Origin of the sequence: Thioclava sp. 'Guangxiensis' (assembly GCF_045348365.1) — a bacterium.
In the GTDB taxonomy this organism is placed as follows: domain Bacteria; phylum Pseudomonadota; class Alphaproteobacteria; order Rhodobacterales; family Rhodobacteraceae; genus Thioclava; species Thioclava kandeliae.
In genome coordinates, this window is record NZ_CP155822.1 from 2,522,535 (window position 1) to 2,539,203 (window position 16,669).

Genomic DNA, 16,669 nt, shown 5'->3' on the forward strand with positions numbered 1-16,669 from the left:
GACATGGGCTACCTTTCGCCCGCCACGGGCGCAGGTGGCCTTGATTTACCTCAGATTTACGCGGATTGCTGCGGCAGATGCAAACGGGACCAGCGCCGCCGACGCCAATGTGATCCCTGCCAGCACGAAGGCGGGGGCCTCGACACTCATACCCTGCGCTCCGCGCCGCACCAGCTCGGCACCAAAGATGAGCGTCGGCACATAGAGCGGCAGCACCAGAAGCGATAGCAGAAGCCCCCCGCGTTTGATCCCCACGGTGAGGGCGGCCCCGAACGTACCCAGAACCGAGAGCGCGGGTGTGCCCAGAAGAAGCGCCAGCACCAGCCAGACATAGCCTTGCGGATCGAGATGCAGAAGCAACCCGAACAAGGGCGAGGCGATCACCAGCGGCAGGCCCGTGGTCAGCCAATGCGCCAAGGCCTTCATGGACACAACGGCCTCCATCGGCATCGGCGCGGTGGCCAGAAGGTCGAGCGAGCCATCCTCGTAATCGAGCGCGAAGATCCGGTCGAGCGAGAGAAGACAGGCCAGAAGCGCGCCGACCCAGAGGATGCCGGGCGCAATACGGGCAAGCACCTCGGCCTGCGGACCAACCCCGAAGGGCACCAGCGTGACCACGATCAGGAAAAAGGCCAGACCGAGCCCGAAGCCGCCGCCCGCGCGGAAGGCCAGACGCAAGTCCCGAAGAAGGAGTGCTCTCATAGGAAGGCCTCGTCAAAGCCACCGGTCAGACCGGTAGGCGGTGCCAGCGGATCGGCACGGAAAGGCGCCAGCTCCAGCACGCGCGCCTCGGGCAGACCCAGATCGATATGGGTGGCCATGAGAGCGGCGCCGCCCGAGACAAGATGCGCGCGGATGGCCTCTGCAAAGAGCGCCACCGATGCCTGATCGAGCGAGACGGTCGGCTCGTCGAGCACCCAGATCGGGCGGCCGGTCACCAGAAGCCGCGCAAGGCCGAGGCGGCGCTTCTGCCCCGCCGACAGACTATGGGCGGCGCGATCCGCCAGCGCCTCGAGATTCATCAAAGACAGCGCATGATCGATCCTGCGCGTCGCATAGATATCGGCCCAAAATGTCAGGTTCTCGGTCACACTCAGCGTGGATTTGAGCCCGTCGGAATGCCCCGCATAAGCCATCGCCTCGGCAGCAAGCGACATCTGCCCGCCAAGCGGCGGCTGCAATCCGGCGATGGTGCGCAGAAGGGTCGTCTTGCCGATGCCGTTGGGGCCGCGCAGAACAAGCGCCTCACCGCGATCCATGGTGAAGGAAACGCCCGAGAGGATCGGCACCCCCGCACGGGCGACGCTGAGATCTTCGACACTGAGAAGAGCCATTATCTCAGCCCTGCAATTCGGGCGGAAGATCACCCGGCATGGGCAGAAGCGCTACAGCCACGCGGCGGCCTTCGGTCAGGAGAACATTATAGCTGCGCGCGGCAGAGGGGCTCGACATCGGTTCGGGCATCAGGCCCAGTTCCTCGATGGCGGCGGTAAACGCGGCGGGCGGAAAAGCGATATCGGCGCCCATGCCCACAAAGAGCACATCGATTTTGCCGACCAGCGCGCGAATGGGATCAAGGTCCTCGAACCCGCCCCAATCGGCAACCCCTGCCCCGTAAACCAGTTGCGCGCCGCGACGCACCTCGCCGCCGATCCGGAAGAACCCCGGCCCGTATCCATCGATGGGCAGGGCTCCGGAAAAGCTGGCTTCGGTCATCTGCATCGCGGCACCTATCGCTTACTTGGTCTCGGCTTTGGTGGTCTTGTCGAAGAATTCCTCGGCAGGATCCTTTTTCTCGGTCCGGTTCAGGCCGATCATCAGCACGATATTTTTGGCCACGAAGACCGAGGAATAGGTCCCGATCAGCACGCCAAAGGTCATCGCGAAGACGAAGCCACGGATCACATCACCGCCCAGCACAAGCATAGAGATCAGTGCCAGCAGCGTGGTGCCCGAGGTCATGACCGTGCGCGAGAGCGTCTCGTTGACCGAGATGTTCATCACCTCGCGCAGCGGCATCGTCTTGTATTTGATCAGGTTCTCGCGCAAGCGGTCGAAGACCACCACGGTGTCGTTGATCGAATAGCCCAGAATGGTCAGAAGCGCCGCGATGATCGTCAGGTCGAACTTGATCTCGAAGAGGGAGAAGACGCCTACGGTGATCAGCAAATCGTGCAGCAGCGCCAGCACGGCACCCACGGCAAACTGCCACTCGAAGCGCAACCAGATATAGATCAGGATCGCGGCGGCCGCGGCCAGGACCGACAGGATCGCGGTCTTGATCAGCTCGCCCGAAACCTTGGGGCCCACGGATTCGGTTGCGGTGAATTTCACATCGGGTGCAACGCCCTTGATCGCGGTATCGATAGCGGACACGGTTTGCGGGCTGACCGAGCCCTCGTCATCCTGCGCCTGGATACGGATTTCGGCCACATGCTGGTCGGCATCGAAGGACGGGTCATAGACCTGCGTGATCACCACATCGCCCAGATCGAGCGACTGCAGCGCGTTACGCCATGCGCCCACATCGACTTCCTCGCTGCTCTCGGCGCGGATGGTGGTGCCACCGCGGAAATCGATACCGAGATTGAGGCCCATGACGAAGGTGATGACCAGCGCCACCGCCATCAGCACCATGGAGCCCCAGAAGGTGATCAGCTGGTGTTTGAAAAAGTCGAACTTGGTCTCGTCTGGAACGAGCTTGAGACGGAATGCCATTGGTTTCGCTCCTTCAGAGATCTAGCGTTTTGGGACGGCGGCGGCCGAACCATGTGACGACAAACAGACGCGTCACCCAGATGGCGGTAAAGACCGAGGTCACGATCCCGATGATCAGCGTCACGGCGAAGCCGCGCACCGGACCTGCACCCAGAACGAAGAGGATGACGGCGGTCAGGAAGGTGGTGACATTGGCGTCGATGATGGCCGACATCGCCTTCTCGTAACCGATCTCGATGGCGCGGGCGGGGCCTTTGACCCGCTTCAGCTCCTCACGGATCCGCTCGTAGATCAGCACGTTGGCATCCACCGCCGTGCCCATAGTCAGCACGATCCCCGCGATACCGGGCAGCGTCAGCGTGCCGCCGATCATCGACATGATGCCGAAGAGCAGCCCGATATTGATCAGGAGCGCCACCGAGGCGAAGGTTCCGAAGAGACCGTAGCTTGCGATCATATAGGCCACGACGAGCGTGAGGCCCACCACGGCCGCAATCGCGCCCGCGCGGATCGAGTCGGCGCCGAGTTCCGGACCGATGGTGCGTTCCTCGAGGAAGTTCAGCTTGGCCGGCAGCGCGCCCGAACGCAGCAGGAGCGCCAGATCGGTTGATTGCTGGATGGTGAAATTACCGGTGATGATGCCCGAACCACCCGCGATATGGGTCTGGATTGTGGGCGCGGAGATCACCTCGTTATCGAGCACGATGGCGAAGGGCTCGCCGATATGGCTGGCGGTGAAATCGCCGAACTGGCGCGCACCGGTGGTGTTGAAGCGGAAGCTCACCGCCGGATAGCCGTTCTGGTCGGTGGCGGCTTTGGCGTCGGTCAGCGCGTCGCCCGAGACAACCGGCACGTCGCCAAGGATATAATAGAGGCCCTCACGCTCGGCATCGGGCACGAGGATATTGCCCTGACCGGCGCTGGCATCGGCATTCTGCGTTGTGCCATTGACCTGCATGAAGTTCAGCTGCGCGGTCGTGCCGATCAGATCCTTCAGCTCCTGTGCCGAGCCGATGCCGGGCACTTCGATGAGGATACGGTCGGAGCCCTGACGCGCGATGGTGGGTTCGCGGGTGCCCGCGGCATCGATCCGGCGACGCACGATTTCCAGCGATTGCTGCATCGTGCGGTCATCGGTGGCCTGCTTCTCGGCATCCGAGAGTTTGACGGTGATAATATCACCCTGACCCGAGATATCGAGGTCATCCTGCCCCACACCCGAAAGCGAGGTGATCGGGGACGCAAGGGTTTTTGCGGTAGCGACGGCGGTCTGGATCTGGTCGGCATTGCCGATCTGGATCTTCAGCTCGTCATCGGCGCTTTCGACACGGCGGATCGCGCCGATAGTCGAACGGTCCTTGGCCAAGGCCGTGCGCATCTCGGGCCAGAGCGATTTCATCCGCGCGGCATAGACATCCGAAAGCTGGACTTCGGCCAGAAGATGGGCCCCGCCACGAAGGTCGAGACCCAGATTGACAAGACCGCTGGGCAGCCAGCTGGGCCATGCATCCATGGCCGCCTGCTGGTCATCGCTCAGCGCATCGGTTTTTTCCAGGGTAGAGACCGCATCATTATGCCCCTCCACCTTGGAATAGAAGATATTTGGCGCGGCCATCGCAAGCCCTATGACACATAGGGCAATGATGAGAATACGCTTCCAAAGCGGGATATGCAGCATGGCCGGCGCCTTCGTTCTTATTTCGCTTCAGCAGCGGGTTCGGTCTTGGACACAACCTGACCGATGGTCGATTTCACAACGCGCACTTTCACGCCAGCCGCGATCTCGACCTCGACCGTGCCGTCTTCACGCACATTGGTAACCTTGCCCATGATCCCGCCTTGGGTCACGACCTCGTCGCCGCGACGCAGGGCTTCGACCATCTGGCGGTGTTGTTTCGCCTTTTTCTGCTGCGGACGGATCAGCAGGAAATACATGATGACGAAGATCAGGATCAGCGGCAAAAACTGACCGAGAGCGGCCATACCACCGGGGGCTGCGCCAGCTGCCTGAGCATATGCGGGAGTCGCGAACATTGACTTTGGGTCCTTTCCTTAGGGCCAGAGGGCGCGAGACGCGCCTTTGTATCCGGCGCGCACCCTATAGGGGCCTTGGAGGGTTGGCAAGTTTCTGCCGCCCTCGTAACGAACAAGGCGCCGGAATACATCATGTATCCGACGCTCACACGCAAATGTCAGGAAAGTTTCGGCTGGCCCGAGGCCCATGCGCCGTTCTGGCGCGCGCGGAGTTCCTGTCCGGGGTGGGTGGGGGTGAAACCCGGGGGAGAGCTGCCAACCCCGGGCGGGGTGATCCCGGACAGGATCCTCGGCGAAAGATGTGTCATCACCCGCAGTTGCGGAAGATCACGGCGATATGGGGTGGTCACAGGGGTGATCTGACCACCCGAGGCAGGGTCAGAGGGTCTGCTGGTTGATCAGGGTCTGCAGCTTGGCACGTTCTGCGCCGACCATATCCTGCGCGCTCATCTCGGCGATATCGGTACATTCCTCGATCATGAAGGCAAAGAAATCGCTTTCGAATTCGACGCCATCGACCACAAGGCGGGCGATGAAACGCAGTTTGGCGAGAGCTTCCTTAAGGTTGGAAGGTTCGGTTTCATAGATTACGCTTTCCAGCGTGTTGAGCTGGTAGCGATAGATGCGGACCTCGGTCTCGAGTTCTTCGATCTCTGCGGTCTCGCTGGTATGAACGGGAGGACGCTCCGGGATATCCATGGTGCCACGCAGGGCGGATTTGATGCGCTCTTCGCTGATCATCTGGTGATAGCGCGACATCTTGGCCTGCTGCTCGGTCAGAACGCGATCGCACAGACCCTCGATATAGTCATAGCGGCGGATCAGCTCGATCAGCGACTTGGTGTCCTTGCGCTCCGCCTGAGGAGCACCGGTGGTCTGGAAGTTGACTGCGTTCTGCATCGTATTCGTCCTTCTGTTCGCCTGTGGCAGCCAGCCCTGTCTTGCTGCCGATGACCCTATAATTGCGGGTCCGCTTGGCCAAATGAGGGAGGAAGAAAGGCATTGTTTCCCACTTGGTTACCAATTCATTAACGATGACCGGCAGGTGGTTAAATATCGTTAACATGATGGCGCATCCAATTTTCTTATAATTTTCAGTAAATTAGAATTTAAAATCGGATGGCAGAAATAAGGCGGCGATTTTCGGGCGAGATCCGGAGGTAAATCTTTACCCTTTATTTACTAATCAGGCAGGCCTTGCCCCATTTCGACACAGGCACGGCCAGAAATGAGATCAGTTCGGAACTGGAAACAAAGGCGAGATCAACCGTGATTCTGCGAGGAAGAGAATCGGATCAGGTGCTACAGACGGCTATAGGCGCCGCAAGCATGGAAAAAGGCGCCCCTGAGGGCGCCTGAAGCAGGGTCAATGAGGAAGGGCGCTGACACTATCGACACCGGCAAAGCCGGTCTCGGACAGCAGATCCGAGCATTCCTCCATCACATTGGCAAAGTAATCGGGCGAGAACTCGTATCCGTCCTGCATCTGCCCAGACAAAAAGCGCAGCTTAGAAAGTGCTTCGGCCGCATCGCGCGGAGGGGTCTCAAAGATTACATCCTCGATCAGTGCCATCTGATAGCCGATGATACGGATCTCCTGCTCCAGCTCGTCGATCTCGGCGAGTTTGATATCGGCATTACGTGCCGCCCCCCCCTCGCCCAGAGACGCATCCTCTCCGATGGCAACGATCTCGCGCTGCAGTTCGAGCGAATGGGCTTCCTGTTCGGAGAGCATCTTGTCGGACAGATCGCGCAGGTAGCTATGGCGCGCGACAAGCTCGGTCATCGGCAGTCGTTCCGACGGGCCCCCGAGGCGCCCGTTCTGGGGTTTCACATCTGCAAACATCACCAGTCATCCCTTCTTGGTGCACAATTGTTGCGGCTCTCGCCAGAAGACCCGAAATCACGGACCCCAAACAACCACGTCCCCGCTCCATCCCGTTCGAGGATGATGCGACCTTGTGCCAAGCGAAGAGATGACACTTCGTGTCACACGATATCCGGAGACTTCTGGCCCCCGACCTCGCCTGGCTGGCGCGGTCTTCATGGTTGACACTAGTAGGGTCCGCTTAACGCAAGGTGAATTTGTTCCCGTTTTGATCGCATTCTTCCGCCCGCTCTGGACTCTCCAAATGCAGGACCGGATAAAGACCACGACCCTGTATGAAAGAAAGGCTCCGCCATGGCCCGCCCCGATGATCCAATCATTACCGATGACACACAGCAGGCCGGCCACCAGTTCCAGCGACTCATGGCCATCATGGAGAACCTGCGCGATCCCCAGACCGGTTGCCCTTGGGATATCGAGCAGGATTTCGCCTCCATCGCGCCCTATACGCTCGAGGAGGCGCATGAGGTGGCCGATGCGATCGAGCGCGAGGCATGGGACGAGCTGCCTGCCGAGCTGGGTGATCTGGCGCTGCAGGTGGTCTTCCACGCGCAGATCGCCAAGGATCGCGGGCTCTTCGATGTGACGCAGGTGCTCAGTGCCATCAACAACAAGATGGTGCATCGCCATCCCCATGTCTTCGGCACCGAGAGCCGTGACAAATCCTCGGCCCAGCAGACGCTCGATTGGGAGAAAATCAAGGCCGCCGAGCGCGCGGCCAAAGGGATCGCGGAAAAGCCCACCGGTGTTCTGGATGATGTGGCGCTGGCCCTGCCCGCGCTGACCCGTGCGCTCAAGCTGCAAAAACGCGCCGCACGGGTAGGCTTTGACTGGTCCGATATCGGCGATGTTCTAGCCAAGATCGCGGAAGAGGCCGACGAACTGGCCGAGGCGCGCGACGAGCTGGGCCCTGAGGAGATGGCCGAGGAATATGGCGATCTGCTCTTCGTGATGGTCAATCTCGGGCGGCATCTGAAGCTCGACCCCGAGGCCTGCCTGCGCGCGGCCAATACCAAGTTCACCCGCCGCTTCGGCTATATCGAGGACAGCCTGCGCGCTTCAGGCAAGACGCCCGAGCAGAGTGATCTGGCCGAGATGGACGCGCTCTGGGACAAGGCAAAGGCTGCGGGGATCAAATGATCCCCGCAGGCCCGCTCAGAACAGCACCTTGCGCGCCATGTTCAGCGCGACCAGAGCAAGGAAGACGGCAAAGACACGCTTGAGTATCTTGGGGTCCAGCTTATGCGCAAGTGCGGCGCCCAAGGGGGCCGTCAGTGTGGTGGTGGCGATCACGATGAGGAAGGCGGGGATATTGACCGCACCGATCGTATAGGGCGGCGCATCGCTGACCGGGGTCAGCAGGAAACCGATGGCCGAGGGCACGGCGATGATCACCCCGAACCCCGAGGCCGTCGCCACCGCACGGTGGATCGGCACACCATGCAGCGTCATCAGCGGCGTGCCGATCGAGCCGCCGCCAATCCCGAGCAGCACCGAGACCAGACCCGTCAGCGGCGCATAGATCATCCGGCGCCCGAGACCCGGCATCTCCTCGGCCAGCCGCCAGGTCGATTTGCCAAAGAGCATATACATAGCGATCACAAAGACCATCACCGCAAAGATGACCTGCAGCGCGGAAGTGCTTAGCTGATGCACGACAAGAACGCCCACCAGCGCACCGATAGCAATCAGCCATGCCCATGCTTTCAGGATCGACCATTCCACCGCGCCGCGTTTGTTATGCGCCAGCACAGAGCGGCAGGACGTCACGATGATGGTGGCAAGCGAGGTTGCCACGCAGACCTGCATCAGGTCGTTCGAGCCATAGCCCAATGCCGAGAACAGGTAGAAGAAGGCAGGCACCAATACGATACCGCCCCCGACCCCCAGAAGCCCCGCCAGCACACCGGCAAAGGCACCTGTTGCGATCAGGATAAGAACGAGCGGGATGAGTGTAGCAGGGTCGGTCATAGGCGCGTGTGGCTCCGGAGTGTTACAAAAGGCCCGTGACGGACCGGTCAGTCTTGCTCGGACTGCGCGCGCATGGCCTGCGCCACCGCCCCTACCGCCTGAACGAAAAGCGCACTATCGGCACCCGTGCGGGTCGCCCCTTCGGACAGGATCTGGCGATACCGCCGCGCGCCGGGCTTGCCATGGAACAGGCCGAGCATATGGCGCGTAATCTGATGCAAGCGTCCACCGTGAGCAAGGTGATTATCGATGTAAGGCACCATGGTTTCCGCAATTTCAAAAGGATCACGCGGCGCGCCCTGCCCCCAGAGTCGCTGATCGGCCGCGCCAAGAATCTCCATCGGCTCGTGATAGGCCGCGCGCCCGACCATCGCGCCGTCGAGCCCGCGCGCCAGTGCCTCCTCAGCCGCAGCCAATGTGGCAAGGCCGCCATTCAGCGAAATATTGAGATGCGGATACTCGGCCTTCATCCGCTCGACGAGCGGATAGTCGAGCGGCGGGATCTCGCGGTTGTCCTTGGGCGACAATCCTTGGAGCCACGCCTTGCGGGCATGGATGGTAAAGCGCGTGACGCCCGCGGCCGACACCGTCTCGAGAAAACGCGGGAGCACCTCGTAAGGGGCCTGATCATCTACCCCGATGCGGCATTTCACGGTGACCTCGGCATGGGCCACGGCCCGCATCTCGGCCACGCATTCGGCCACCAGCTCGGGCGTCTTCATCAGCACGGCGCCAAAAGCCCCCGATTGCACGCGGTCCGACGGACAGCCGCAATTGAGATTGACCTCGTCATAGCCCCAGTCATTGGCGATCCACGTGGCCTCGCGCAATTCCGCAGGATCAGACCCGCCCAGCTGCAGGGCCACCGGATGTTCGGGCGTATTATAATCGAGAAGCTTGGAGCGGTCGCCATGCACGATCGCAGGCGCGGTGACCATTTCGGTATAAAGCAGAGCGTGATGCGAGATCTGGCGATGGAAGAAACGACAATGCCTGTCGGTCCAGTCCATCATAGGAGCCACGGAGAGCCTAAAGCTATTGTTTTCATTAATAAAATTGGCTTTTTTGTCGCTCTGTTCCGTCATAGTGGGCCGTTAGATTTCCGTTTGTTTACAGTGGTTCTTGTTGGTATCCGTTTTGCAGTTGCTAAATTTTAGCAAATTGTAGCACGGGGTTTTAGCAAATGGGCACCATCTCAGAAAGACGCCGCCAAGATGGCTCGGTGGTCTATACCGCACAAGTCCGCGTAATGCGAGATGGCAAGAGCGTGTCCACATCTTCAAGCTTTGATAGGCGCTCCGCAGCAGAGGCTTGGCTGCGCCGGAAGGAAGCAGAACTGCAACGCCCGAACGGCTTCGAGAAGCTAAGCCGCACTAAGCGCAACACAGCAACGCTGGCAGACGCAATCGATAAATACCTGGCACAGTCCGAGCAACAAATCGGTCGCACCAAGGCCCAAGTTCTCGATGCGATCAAACGTTACGCGATCGCTGACATGGTCTGCGAAGATATCCATTCAAAGGATATCGTTGAATTTGCCCAGGAGCTTCTCGCCGGAGGGCGGCAGCCGCAAACGGTGGCGAATTACCTGTCCCATCTGTCGGCAATCTTCCAGATCGCTGGCCCCGCTTGGAAGATGCCGCTTGATCCCAACGAAATGAAGGCCGCTATGATCGTGTCAAAGCGGCTCGGGATGACGCAAAAATCCGCAAAGCGAGATCGACGCCCGACAATCGCCGAAATGGATGCCCTGATGCAGCACTTCGCGGAGCGGTCGAAGCGCGCCAATGCAATGCCCATGCACCGCATCTGCGCCTTCGCGCTGTTCTCTACTCGCCGCCAGGACGAAATCACACGCATCAAATGGGAACATCTCGAACCAGGACGTATTCTGGTCGAGGACATGAAACACCCCGGTCAGAAGTGGGGCAATGACGTATGGGTCGATCTGCCGCCCGAGGCCGAGGCGATCATTCGCAGCATGCCGCAGACAGCCGCGCAGATCTTCCCGTACAAAGCCACCGCCATCACCGCAGCATTCACCCGTGCCTGCAAGTTTCTCGGGATCGAGGATCTCCATTTCCATGATCTGCGGCATGAAGGAGTATCGCGCCAGTTCGAGATGGGGAAAACCATACCTCAGGCCGCCAGCGTTTCCGGTCACCGGTCATGGTCGAGCCTGCAGCGGTACGCACACCTGAGACAAACGGGGGATCGCTGGGCGGGCTGGAAGTGGACGCCGAAAACTGCTGCTTCTTCCTAATGAAGAGGTTGCGGCATCAAATGCCTCCAGGCCTACCAGTTGTATTTTCGTGCATCGCAGTCTCAGAATGTTATGCGCAAAGTGCCCCTCGCAAAAAGATGGCATGGGGCACTTTTTCTAAATTTGCCCGAAACGGCCCTGAAGGGTCTTCATGAGGGTCGCCTCTGCCGCAGCGCAGCTTCCCCGAACCGGCTATCGGCGGCATTGTGCTGCATGATCTGGTAGGTCAAAGTTGAAAGTTCGGACAGACCTGTCACTCAACAATATTACGAAAACGGTGAATTATGATAATAGCTAGAGAGTTCCAAATCGCAGATGCACCTGCTTTAGCCGTAGTAATGCATGAAATGGTAGCGTTCTACACACGTCCGTTGGCTGTTAAAGGGGATCTTGCGGCAGACATAGTTCGCCAATCGGAAAATGTTCAGCTAGTCGTCGCGACCGAAGGTGAGGACATCATTGGCTTCGTAAGCTTCGGCATTCTCTATCCCGTCGCTGGCCTACAATCATTTGCATACCTTCAGCAGATTTACGTTGCTGAGGCGCATCGTCGGAAAGGGTGTGCCGAAATCCTTATGGCATTCGTTGCACAGTCGTGCATTTCACAAGGATATGACTGGATGGAATGGATGACTGGAAGCGATAATACTCCTGCACAACGCTTCTATAAAGGCTTGGGTGCGGTGCCAGCCAATAAGGTCGCGTTCGAACTCTCCGGAGATGCGCTCAAAGCATTAGCCGCTCGATCAAGTCCGACATCAGAGTGATCATCATGTCCTCAACGTGACAGGCTCCAAGCTGACTAGCGGCGGCGCGGCAACTCAATCCGGAGCCCGCGCCACCCTACCGGCGCTTTCGGCCCAAACCCGACATCTACCTCGTTGCCTAGGTGCCGCAGTTGCAGCCTACATTCCGGACTTTCGTTGCGCCTATCAGGTGCAAGGGCTTGCACCCTGCGCAGACATCCTCAAAGTGGTTGCAATTATTGATTGAACAAGTTTGAGGCCCCAAATGGCTCGAAGCATAACGGACGAAGAAATTGGCTTGATCAAAGCATTGTTGGCGCGCGGTGAACGGAACGTGGACATTCAATTTTATTTCAATCGCCAAGACCGCCCAGTTAATTCGGGTAGAATCAGCCAAATCCGAAACGGTACCTACGGTCCCCAAATTCCATCAGCGACGGACCAAGAGCTTGATGCGTTCCTGAACGACTTCAAAGCTGGCGGTGTCGGTGTTGCCGTCAACGAAAAAGACGCGAAACCACCCACAATCTCTGAAACTGCAGTTGCGCTATTTGAACAACATGCTGACGGAAGTTGGAGGCTTCGTGACGGAGAAACGACCCGGCAGGAGTGTAAAGAAACGTTCAACCCTAAGAAAATGACGCCCATCATCAAAGCCATTGCTGCTCTAGCAAACAACAAAGGGGGCTATGTTTTTATCGGCATTGAAGATGAGGGCTGTAAAGTTGTAGGTTTGGCGGACGAATCTTTTCAAAACACTGACATTGTGTACATTAGCCAAAAGGTGAAAACATTTCTAACTCCGACACCGGACTTTATTAAGCTCACAATTAAAATTGGCGGTATGAATGTTGGAGTAATTTATGTCGAAAAATATGCCGAACCCCCAATAATCGTCAGTCGAGACGGTGACGGCCTCGAAGGCGGCACAATCCTATTTCGTTCTTCAGGTCAATCCGCAAAAATCAGCGCCGGCGATCTGCTCATATTGCTGCGTGAACGTGACCAAGCTAGTCAGTCAAAACTTCTGAAGTCGGCACAGCGCGTCGCAGACATTGGACTTCAAAACTCACTGATAGTCGATACCCGCGAAGGCACCATTGAGGCCGATGACACCAAGGTGATGATTGATCGAAACCTAGCAGATCAATTAGAATTCATCCGCGAAGGGGAGTTTGAGGAAGTAGAAGGTGCTCCCGCCTTGCGCCTGATAGGAGATGTCAGAGCAATCGAACCCGATGGGCAAATTAGGGAACGGATCGAAAATCGCGTTCTCACTGCGGATACAGCTCTACGAGCATTCCTTGCACAGGAACATGTGCGTTCACCAATGGAGTTTGTTCGCGAGTCGGCTCTGGTGCAGCGGCAGTGGCTTCCCATATTTTATTTCATCGGCCATGCCAAAGTCTCGGTCGAAGCGGCAATTGAGGCGTTGTTACAGACAGACGCTGTTTACGCCAACTCAAAGGCGAAGGCACTTGAGCGACTTCGCGGCGAGCTGAGTGCATTTAAACAAGCGTCCGGCCAAGCAGCACCTATTTTGCAGGAAATCCAACAAGGAAATTTCGACGAATTAGAAGACACACACGAAGACCCTGCTATTGCTCGGGCGATTGCAGGTCTCCCTGCCAATTTCGAACACATGCAAGACGTCTTGGATTTGCTCCAGAGAATGTTTTTGAGAGCAGAAGGAAACTCCAGCTTGAAGGGCGCAGTCTTCAAAGCCGCCGCAAGAGTTGATGAGATTTTTTTCTTGCCACCTTTGCGGGATTAGAAGCAGCGTTCAATCAAGCATGCGAATTTTTCCGAACAATAGAAAGCGTTTACTGGTCGAAATTGAGGCGTTCTTGTTCGTCCTTAAGTAAGAGAATATTTTTTTCGCTGGACGTTACCCCTTCGGTGTAACCGCATAGTTTAAAGACTCGTACTCCTTCTTTAAAATATGAAATAGCCTGTTCCAGATCGTGTTTTGCAACATCGGAGCTTGCTCGCCGCGCATGATTCCCAAGAATGCTGCCAAGTCTACATTGTATGTGCGCCCACCGTTGGGGATCGGTTTGCTCCGTAAAGACTTCCGCTGCCTGCGTGAAAGAGTGGATGGCTCGCATAAAATAAAGCTCAAATAGGGCATCTTCGGCGTGCAACCCATGATCAAAGAGGGTTTCTGCCATCCAGAAATGAGCCTCTGCAAAGGGCTGAGGAAATTGAACTTCGGGATATGTTTCTATGGCTGCCAAGAAGCTGGAAATTGAACGAATCCTCAAAAACTGAGCTTCATTAGGTGCGAGATTATCCCCCTTTGCTTTGTTGGAATATAGGCGCGCAAGATTTAGCTGAGCCGTCCCCCAGACTTCTTGGTCTTTTGAGCGTCCTGCGGCGGCAAGCGCCTCCTCGTATTCAACTACGGCTTTTTCATATGTTTCCGCCTCTTGTGAAGGAGACGGATTTGCCGCGAAGGTTCGTAAAACAACCGCTGCCAACCCGCCACAAGCATGCCCCATGAGAGCGTCCAGATCACCGTCAGTAGAAATAGTCTTCTTCGCCTCCTCAAAAACACCTATTGCCTGAGCCCCAATTTTTGCGTCACCTTTCAATCGGACAGTATCAGACAAACAATTTCCGAGAGAAATTTGTGAGGATGCTAGATCAAACGACTGTTCCGCTTTAGACAAGGTGACGACGGCACTTCTTGCATGGTCAGTAGCTTTCTTAAGCGTATTTTCCTGATTTTCCTCTGGTTCTGAGACGTGCTGATTTCGAAGGATCAGACTTAAGCGATAGTGAATCCCCCCAATAGTCGCCGGATCATCGTCGGCGCTGGTCCGCAAAAGCGCCTCTTCGAGTAGCTTCGCCGCAATCCAATACGCTGGTTCTAGAGATCGTCTGCCTGACTCGTACACGCCTCGAGCTAGGTTCTGGAAACTCGCTAACATTGCATGAGAGTCGAAGGGCTCAAAAAACAATGCAGCACTTTTGTACATTTCAAAGCACTCATTTAGGCTTCCGGACATAAAGTGGGCGTCTCCACGCAGCACACGCAACGATGCTTGCTTGCCTACTTGTTCAAGTGTTTTTGACTTGAGCTGAACTTCTTCTGCTTCGCAGAGCAGGTTGTCCACGGAAGAAAAGTCGCCTTTCTCCAAAGCCGTCATTGCAGATTCTATTAGTGCTTCTGTCTCGCGATCTGGGCTTTCGAACGCGCTGATCTTCGCTTTGAGGTCGAAATATTCTTTGGCCTTTGCGTCCAGAAACTCACCGAGTTCAGTCAAACTAGCATCCGGGTTACTGTTGTCGAACTGCTCAGCCAACTTATCGAGCAACTCGTTAGCTTCAGAATAGGCTGCGTTTAGCTTTGGATCGGGTTCGCTCACCGCGGCTTTTGCGCATTCCCCCAGTTCTGCTTCACTGATGCCCAGAGTGACAATAATGGGGTCGATTGTCTTTGCATGAGGATTAGCAACCTGTCCGCTTTCAAGTTCGCTAATTCGGCGTGTTTTTCTCGCAGTCCCAAAGGCATCCTCAGCGAGCTGAAGTTGCGTTAAACCGAGAGTTTTTCGTTTGGCGTAAACCAACCGCCCCAAAAGGGCACCAAATGTGTTTTCGTTCATATCCGCATATTTTCCGCATGCCGGGCGCAAATGATCCGCATCCGAGCCATTTCAAGACCCTGTAAATATTGGTGGCGCAACAAATTTGTCGACCGGTCGACAGTCTCTCTTTGATGAAGGATTGTCAAAATGCAAAGTAGCAAGAAACTGTCTCTGTTAGCCGCATCGCTGTCGGTAGCAGCGACATTGGGAATGGATGTCTCAGGGGGAGCGGTAGTCATCGCTTTTGCCGCTGCTGTGATAGCGCTGTACGAGTGATATTTGCCGAGTAGGTTACCCGGCATGAGGTCGAAGCGGTCGGCATCATGGCCACCCGCTTCTCTGCTCTCCGATTTCTCGAAAACAAGGACCATGTTGATGGATTGAATAAAGTTAGCAAGATATCAGTAGCTTAACAAGTATCAGATGGACTGTAACAATCGACGAAAGTCCGGTTTGACCATTTCTATTTTCATCTTTGCATCCGCAGCGAGAGACCGCTTTCCGCCCATATTCTCGCATGGTGCCCGATCCGCAGTGAAGTTCGAAGAGGGCGGCGGGCTACTGGCACCGTGCTTTTTTCTCATGTTATCAATAAACCTATGTCCACTGAAACACACGGAGGCGCGGAAATGAAAACAATAGGTTAGAAAGCACTTGTCCCACGAAATGACGTCATGGATTCGGAAGAGAACCAAGTTGACCGGCACTAAAGATGACGGCAGGACCATCTACCGCGATAGGCTTGCAGTAGGCCGAGTCCGCTATGATTTTAGCTTCGACAAAGACGCATGCTGGCTTTGGGCAACATGGATGTATCCCGAGGCGCATGGCCGAGCTCGGAGCATTGAAGAAGGGCTAGTTAGTGCGCACAAACGCGACTGAACACTTCGGGGCTGTCGCACTTCGGCGCATATAGGCTACTGCCTTCGGAGGGCAGTACGTACGAATTTGTTCACAGCGCTTCGGATGGCTACTGGCTGCCACCGGATCGAGACGAACCAAATTACCCTGTTCGCATCATTCCAAATTCAAAAAATCACCACCAAGCTGAGCGACAACCTCGTTCAACTCGCGCTTCATGTACAGGTACTCCATGGTAAATGGCAGGCACCTGTTCAAAAGCATTTTTATTACCCAAGCCTCTTCAATTAGCGCCGGAGACTTTTTCCGATAATGATTAAGCCAGTGCCTGATTTTACCGACTTTAGAAAGTTCATATTCTACAAACTTAATATCATAGCCAACGCTTTGACGAAAGTCGGGGCCGAGTAGAACAATACTACCAAATAACAAATTAAAGTCTTGCGGCAGATCAACGCGATAAGAGTCATTGGCGAGTTGCTGACAGTCGATGATCCACGACATCAAATCATCTTGCAGATGAGCACGAACCGGCTCACACGCGCTGCAAGCGAACTCTAACGAAATGCATCTTTTGCCGTATGCAAAATTCATTTAT

The 16,669-nt window shown here is 56.6% G+C and carries 16 protein-coding genes; 4 read left to right on the plus strand and 12 right to left on the minus strand.

Annotated features, from left to right (window positions below):
- Positions 1-45: 45 nt before the first annotated feature.
- From ccmB to ABEB22_RS12480, 8 genes are all read right to left on the minus strand, one after another.
- Entirely contained in the window at positions 46-702 is a 657-nt protein-coding gene (ccmB, locus tag ABEB22_RS12445) for a heme exporter protein CcmB (RefSeq protein WP_339112517.1), read from the minus strand.
- A complete protein-coding gene (gene ccmA, locus ABEB22_RS12450) occupies positions 699-1,334 on the minus strand; it encodes a heme ABC exporter ATP-binding protein CcmA (RefSeq protein ID WP_339112516.1) in 636 nt (211 codons plus the stop codon). The genes ccmB and ccmA overlap by 4 nt, the downstream gene beginning before the upstream one ends.
- Positions 1,335-1,338: 4 nt before the next feature.
- On the minus strand, positions 1,339-1,722 hold the full coding sequence (locus ABEB22_RS12455; protein WP_339112515.1) for an Mth938-like domain-containing protein: 384 nt from the start codon (positions 1,720-1,722) through the stop codon (positions 1,339-1,341).
- A gap of 15 nt (positions 1,723-1,737) precedes the next feature.
- Positions 1,738-2,718, minus strand: coding sequence for a protein translocase subunit SecF (gene secF, locus ABEB22_RS12460; RefSeq protein WP_406870429.1), 981 nt, complete (start codon positions 2,716-2,718; stop codon positions 1,738-1,740).
- A gap of 13 nt (positions 2,719-2,731) precedes the next feature.
- The gene (secD, locus tag ABEB22_RS12465) at positions 2,732-4,396 is read right to left on the minus strand and encodes a protein translocase subunit SecD (protein WP_339112513.1); all 1,665 of its coding nucleotides are present in this window, start codon (positions 4,394-4,396) and stop codon (positions 2,732-2,734) included.
- A 17-nt stretch (positions 4,397-4,413) separates the two neighbouring features.
- Positions 4,414-4,752, minus strand: a complete 339-nt coding sequence (gene yajC / locus ABEB22_RS12470) for a preprotein translocase subunit YajC (RefSeq protein ID WP_339112512.1) — start codon at positions 4,750-4,752, stop codon at positions 4,414-4,416.
- A gap of 378 nt (positions 4,753-5,130) precedes the next feature.
- A complete protein-coding gene (locus ABEB22_RS12475; protein ID WP_406870430.1) occupies positions 5,131-5,652 on the minus strand; it encodes a hypothetical protein in 522 nt (173 codons plus the stop codon).
- 466 nt (positions 5,653-6,118) lie between these two features.
- Positions 6,119-6,598 (minus strand): hypothetical protein, encoded by a 480-nt coding sequence (locus ABEB22_RS12480; RefSeq protein WP_339112510.1) that lies wholly within the window; start codon positions 6,596-6,598, stop codon positions 6,119-6,121.
- A gap of 336 nt (positions 6,599-6,934) precedes the next feature.
- Here ABEB22_RS12480 and mazG point away from each other — a divergent pair, with 336 nt between their 5' ends.
- Complete coding sequence (gene mazG / locus ABEB22_RS12485) at positions 6,935-7,780, plus strand: nucleoside triphosphate pyrophosphohydrolase (protein ID WP_406870431.1); 846 nt, start codon at positions 6,935-6,937, stop codon at positions 7,778-7,780.
- Positions 7,781-7,795: 15 nt separating this feature from the next.
- Here mazG and ABEB22_RS12490 read toward each other — a convergent pair whose 3' ends face one another.
- Complete coding sequence (locus ABEB22_RS12490; protein ID WP_406870432.1) at positions 7,796-8,611, minus strand: sulfite exporter TauE/SafE family protein; 816 nt, start codon at positions 8,609-8,611, stop codon at positions 7,796-7,798.
- A 47-nt stretch (positions 8,612-8,658) separates the two neighbouring features.
- Positions 8,659-9,696, minus strand: coding sequence for a tRNA dihydrouridine(20/20a) synthase DusA (gene dusA / locus ABEB22_RS12495; protein ID WP_406870433.1), 1,038 nt, complete (start codon positions 9,694-9,696; stop codon positions 8,659-8,661).
- 98 nt (positions 9,697-9,794) lie between these two features.
- Here dusA and ABEB22_RS12500 point away from each other — a divergent pair, with 98 nt between their 5' ends.
- The 3 genes from ABEB22_RS12500 to ABEB22_RS12510 all read left to right on the plus strand — a co-directional run bounded on the left by ABEB22_RS12500 (position 9,795) and on the right by ABEB22_RS12510 (position 13,394).
- Positions 9,795-10,874, plus strand: coding sequence for a tyrosine-type recombinase/integrase (locus ABEB22_RS12500; protein WP_406870434.1), 1,080 nt, complete (start codon positions 9,795-9,797; stop codon positions 10,872-10,874).
- A gap of 338 nt (positions 10,875-11,212) precedes the next feature.
- Positions 11,213-11,641 carry an N-acetyltransferase family protein gene (locus ABEB22_RS12505; protein WP_406870435.1) on the plus strand — a complete coding sequence of 143 codons (429 nt, stop codon included), beginning with the start codon at positions 11,213-11,215 and terminating at the stop codon, positions 11,639-11,641.
- A gap of 277 nt (positions 11,642-11,918) precedes the next feature.
- The gene (locus ABEB22_RS12510) at positions 11,919-13,394 is read left to right on the plus strand and encodes a helix-turn-helix domain-containing protein (protein WP_406870436.1); all 1,476 of its coding nucleotides are present in this window, start codon (positions 11,919-11,921) and stop codon (positions 13,392-13,394) included.
- 49 nt (positions 13,395-13,443) lie between these two features.
- Here ABEB22_RS12510 and ABEB22_RS12515 read toward each other — a convergent pair whose 3' ends face one another.
- Both ABEB22_RS12515 and ABEB22_RS12520 read right to left on the minus strand, forming a co-directional pair.
- Positions 13,444-15,228, minus strand: coding sequence for a helix-turn-helix domain-containing protein (locus ABEB22_RS12515; RefSeq protein WP_406870437.1), 1,785 nt, complete (start codon positions 15,226-15,228; stop codon positions 13,444-13,446).
- 999 nt (positions 15,229-16,227) lie between these two features.
- The gene (locus tag ABEB22_RS12520) at positions 16,228-16,665 is read right to left on the minus strand and encodes a hypothetical protein (protein ID WP_406870438.1); all 438 of its coding nucleotides are present in this window, start codon (positions 16,663-16,665) and stop codon (positions 16,228-16,230) included.
- Positions 16,666-16,669: the final 4 nt, after the last annotated feature.

Coding starts and splice junctions, on each gene's coding strand:
- secF (WP_406870429.1), bottom strand. CDS start 2,718: ATGGCATTCCGTCTCAAGCTCGTTCCAGACGAGACCAAGTTCGACTTT.
- ABEB22_RS12500 (WP_406870434.1), top strand. CDS start 9,795: ATGGGCACCATCTCAGAAAGACGCCGCCAAGATGGCTCGGTGGTCTAT.
- ABEB22_RS12475 (WP_406870430.1), bottom strand. CDS start 5,652: ATGCAGAACGCAGTCAACTTCCAGACCACCGGTGCTCCTCAGGCGGAG.
- ABEB22_RS12520 (WP_406870438.1), bottom strand. CDS start 16,665: ATGAATTTTGCATACGGCAAAAGATGCATTTCGTTAGAGTTCGCTTGC.
- ABEB22_RS12515 (WP_406870437.1), bottom strand. CDS start 15,228: ATGAACGAAAACACATTTGGTGCCCTTTTGGGGCGGTTGGTTTACGCC.
- ABEB22_RS12505 (WP_406870435.1), top strand. CDS start 11,213: ATGCATGAAATGGTAGCGTTCTACACACGTCCGTTGGCTGTTAAAGGG.
- ccmA (WP_339112516.1), bottom strand. CDS start 1,334: ATGGCTCTTCTCAGTGTCGAAGATCTCAGCGTCGCCCGTGCGGGGGTG.
- yajC (WP_339112512.1), bottom strand. CDS start 4,752: ATGTTCGCGACTCCCGCATATGCTCAGGCAGCTGGCGCAGCCCCCGGT.
- secD (WP_339112513.1), bottom strand. CDS start 4,396: ATGCTGCATATCCCGCTTTGGAAGCGTATTCTCATCATTGCCCTATGT.
- mazG (WP_406870431.1), top strand. CDS start 6,935: ATGGCCCGCCCCGATGATCCAATCATTACCGATGACACACAGCAGGCC.
- ABEB22_RS12490 (WP_406870432.1), bottom strand. CDS start 8,611: ATGACCGACCCTGCTACACTCATCCCGCTCGTTCTTATCCTGATCGCA.
- ABEB22_RS12480 (WP_339112510.1), bottom strand. CDS start 6,598: ATGTTTGCAGATGTGAAACCCCAGAACGGGCGCCTCGGGGGCCCGTCG.
- ABEB22_RS12455 (WP_339112515.1), bottom strand. CDS start 1,722: ATGCAGATGACCGAAGCCAGCTTTTCCGGAGCCCTGCCCATCGATGGA.
- ccmB (WP_339112517.1), bottom strand. CDS start 702: ATGAGAGCACTCCTTCTTCGGGACTTGCGTCTGGCCTTCCGCGCGGGC.
- dusA (WP_406870433.1), bottom strand. CDS start 9,696: ATGACGGAACAGAGCGACAAAAAAGCCAATTTTATTAATGAAAACAAT.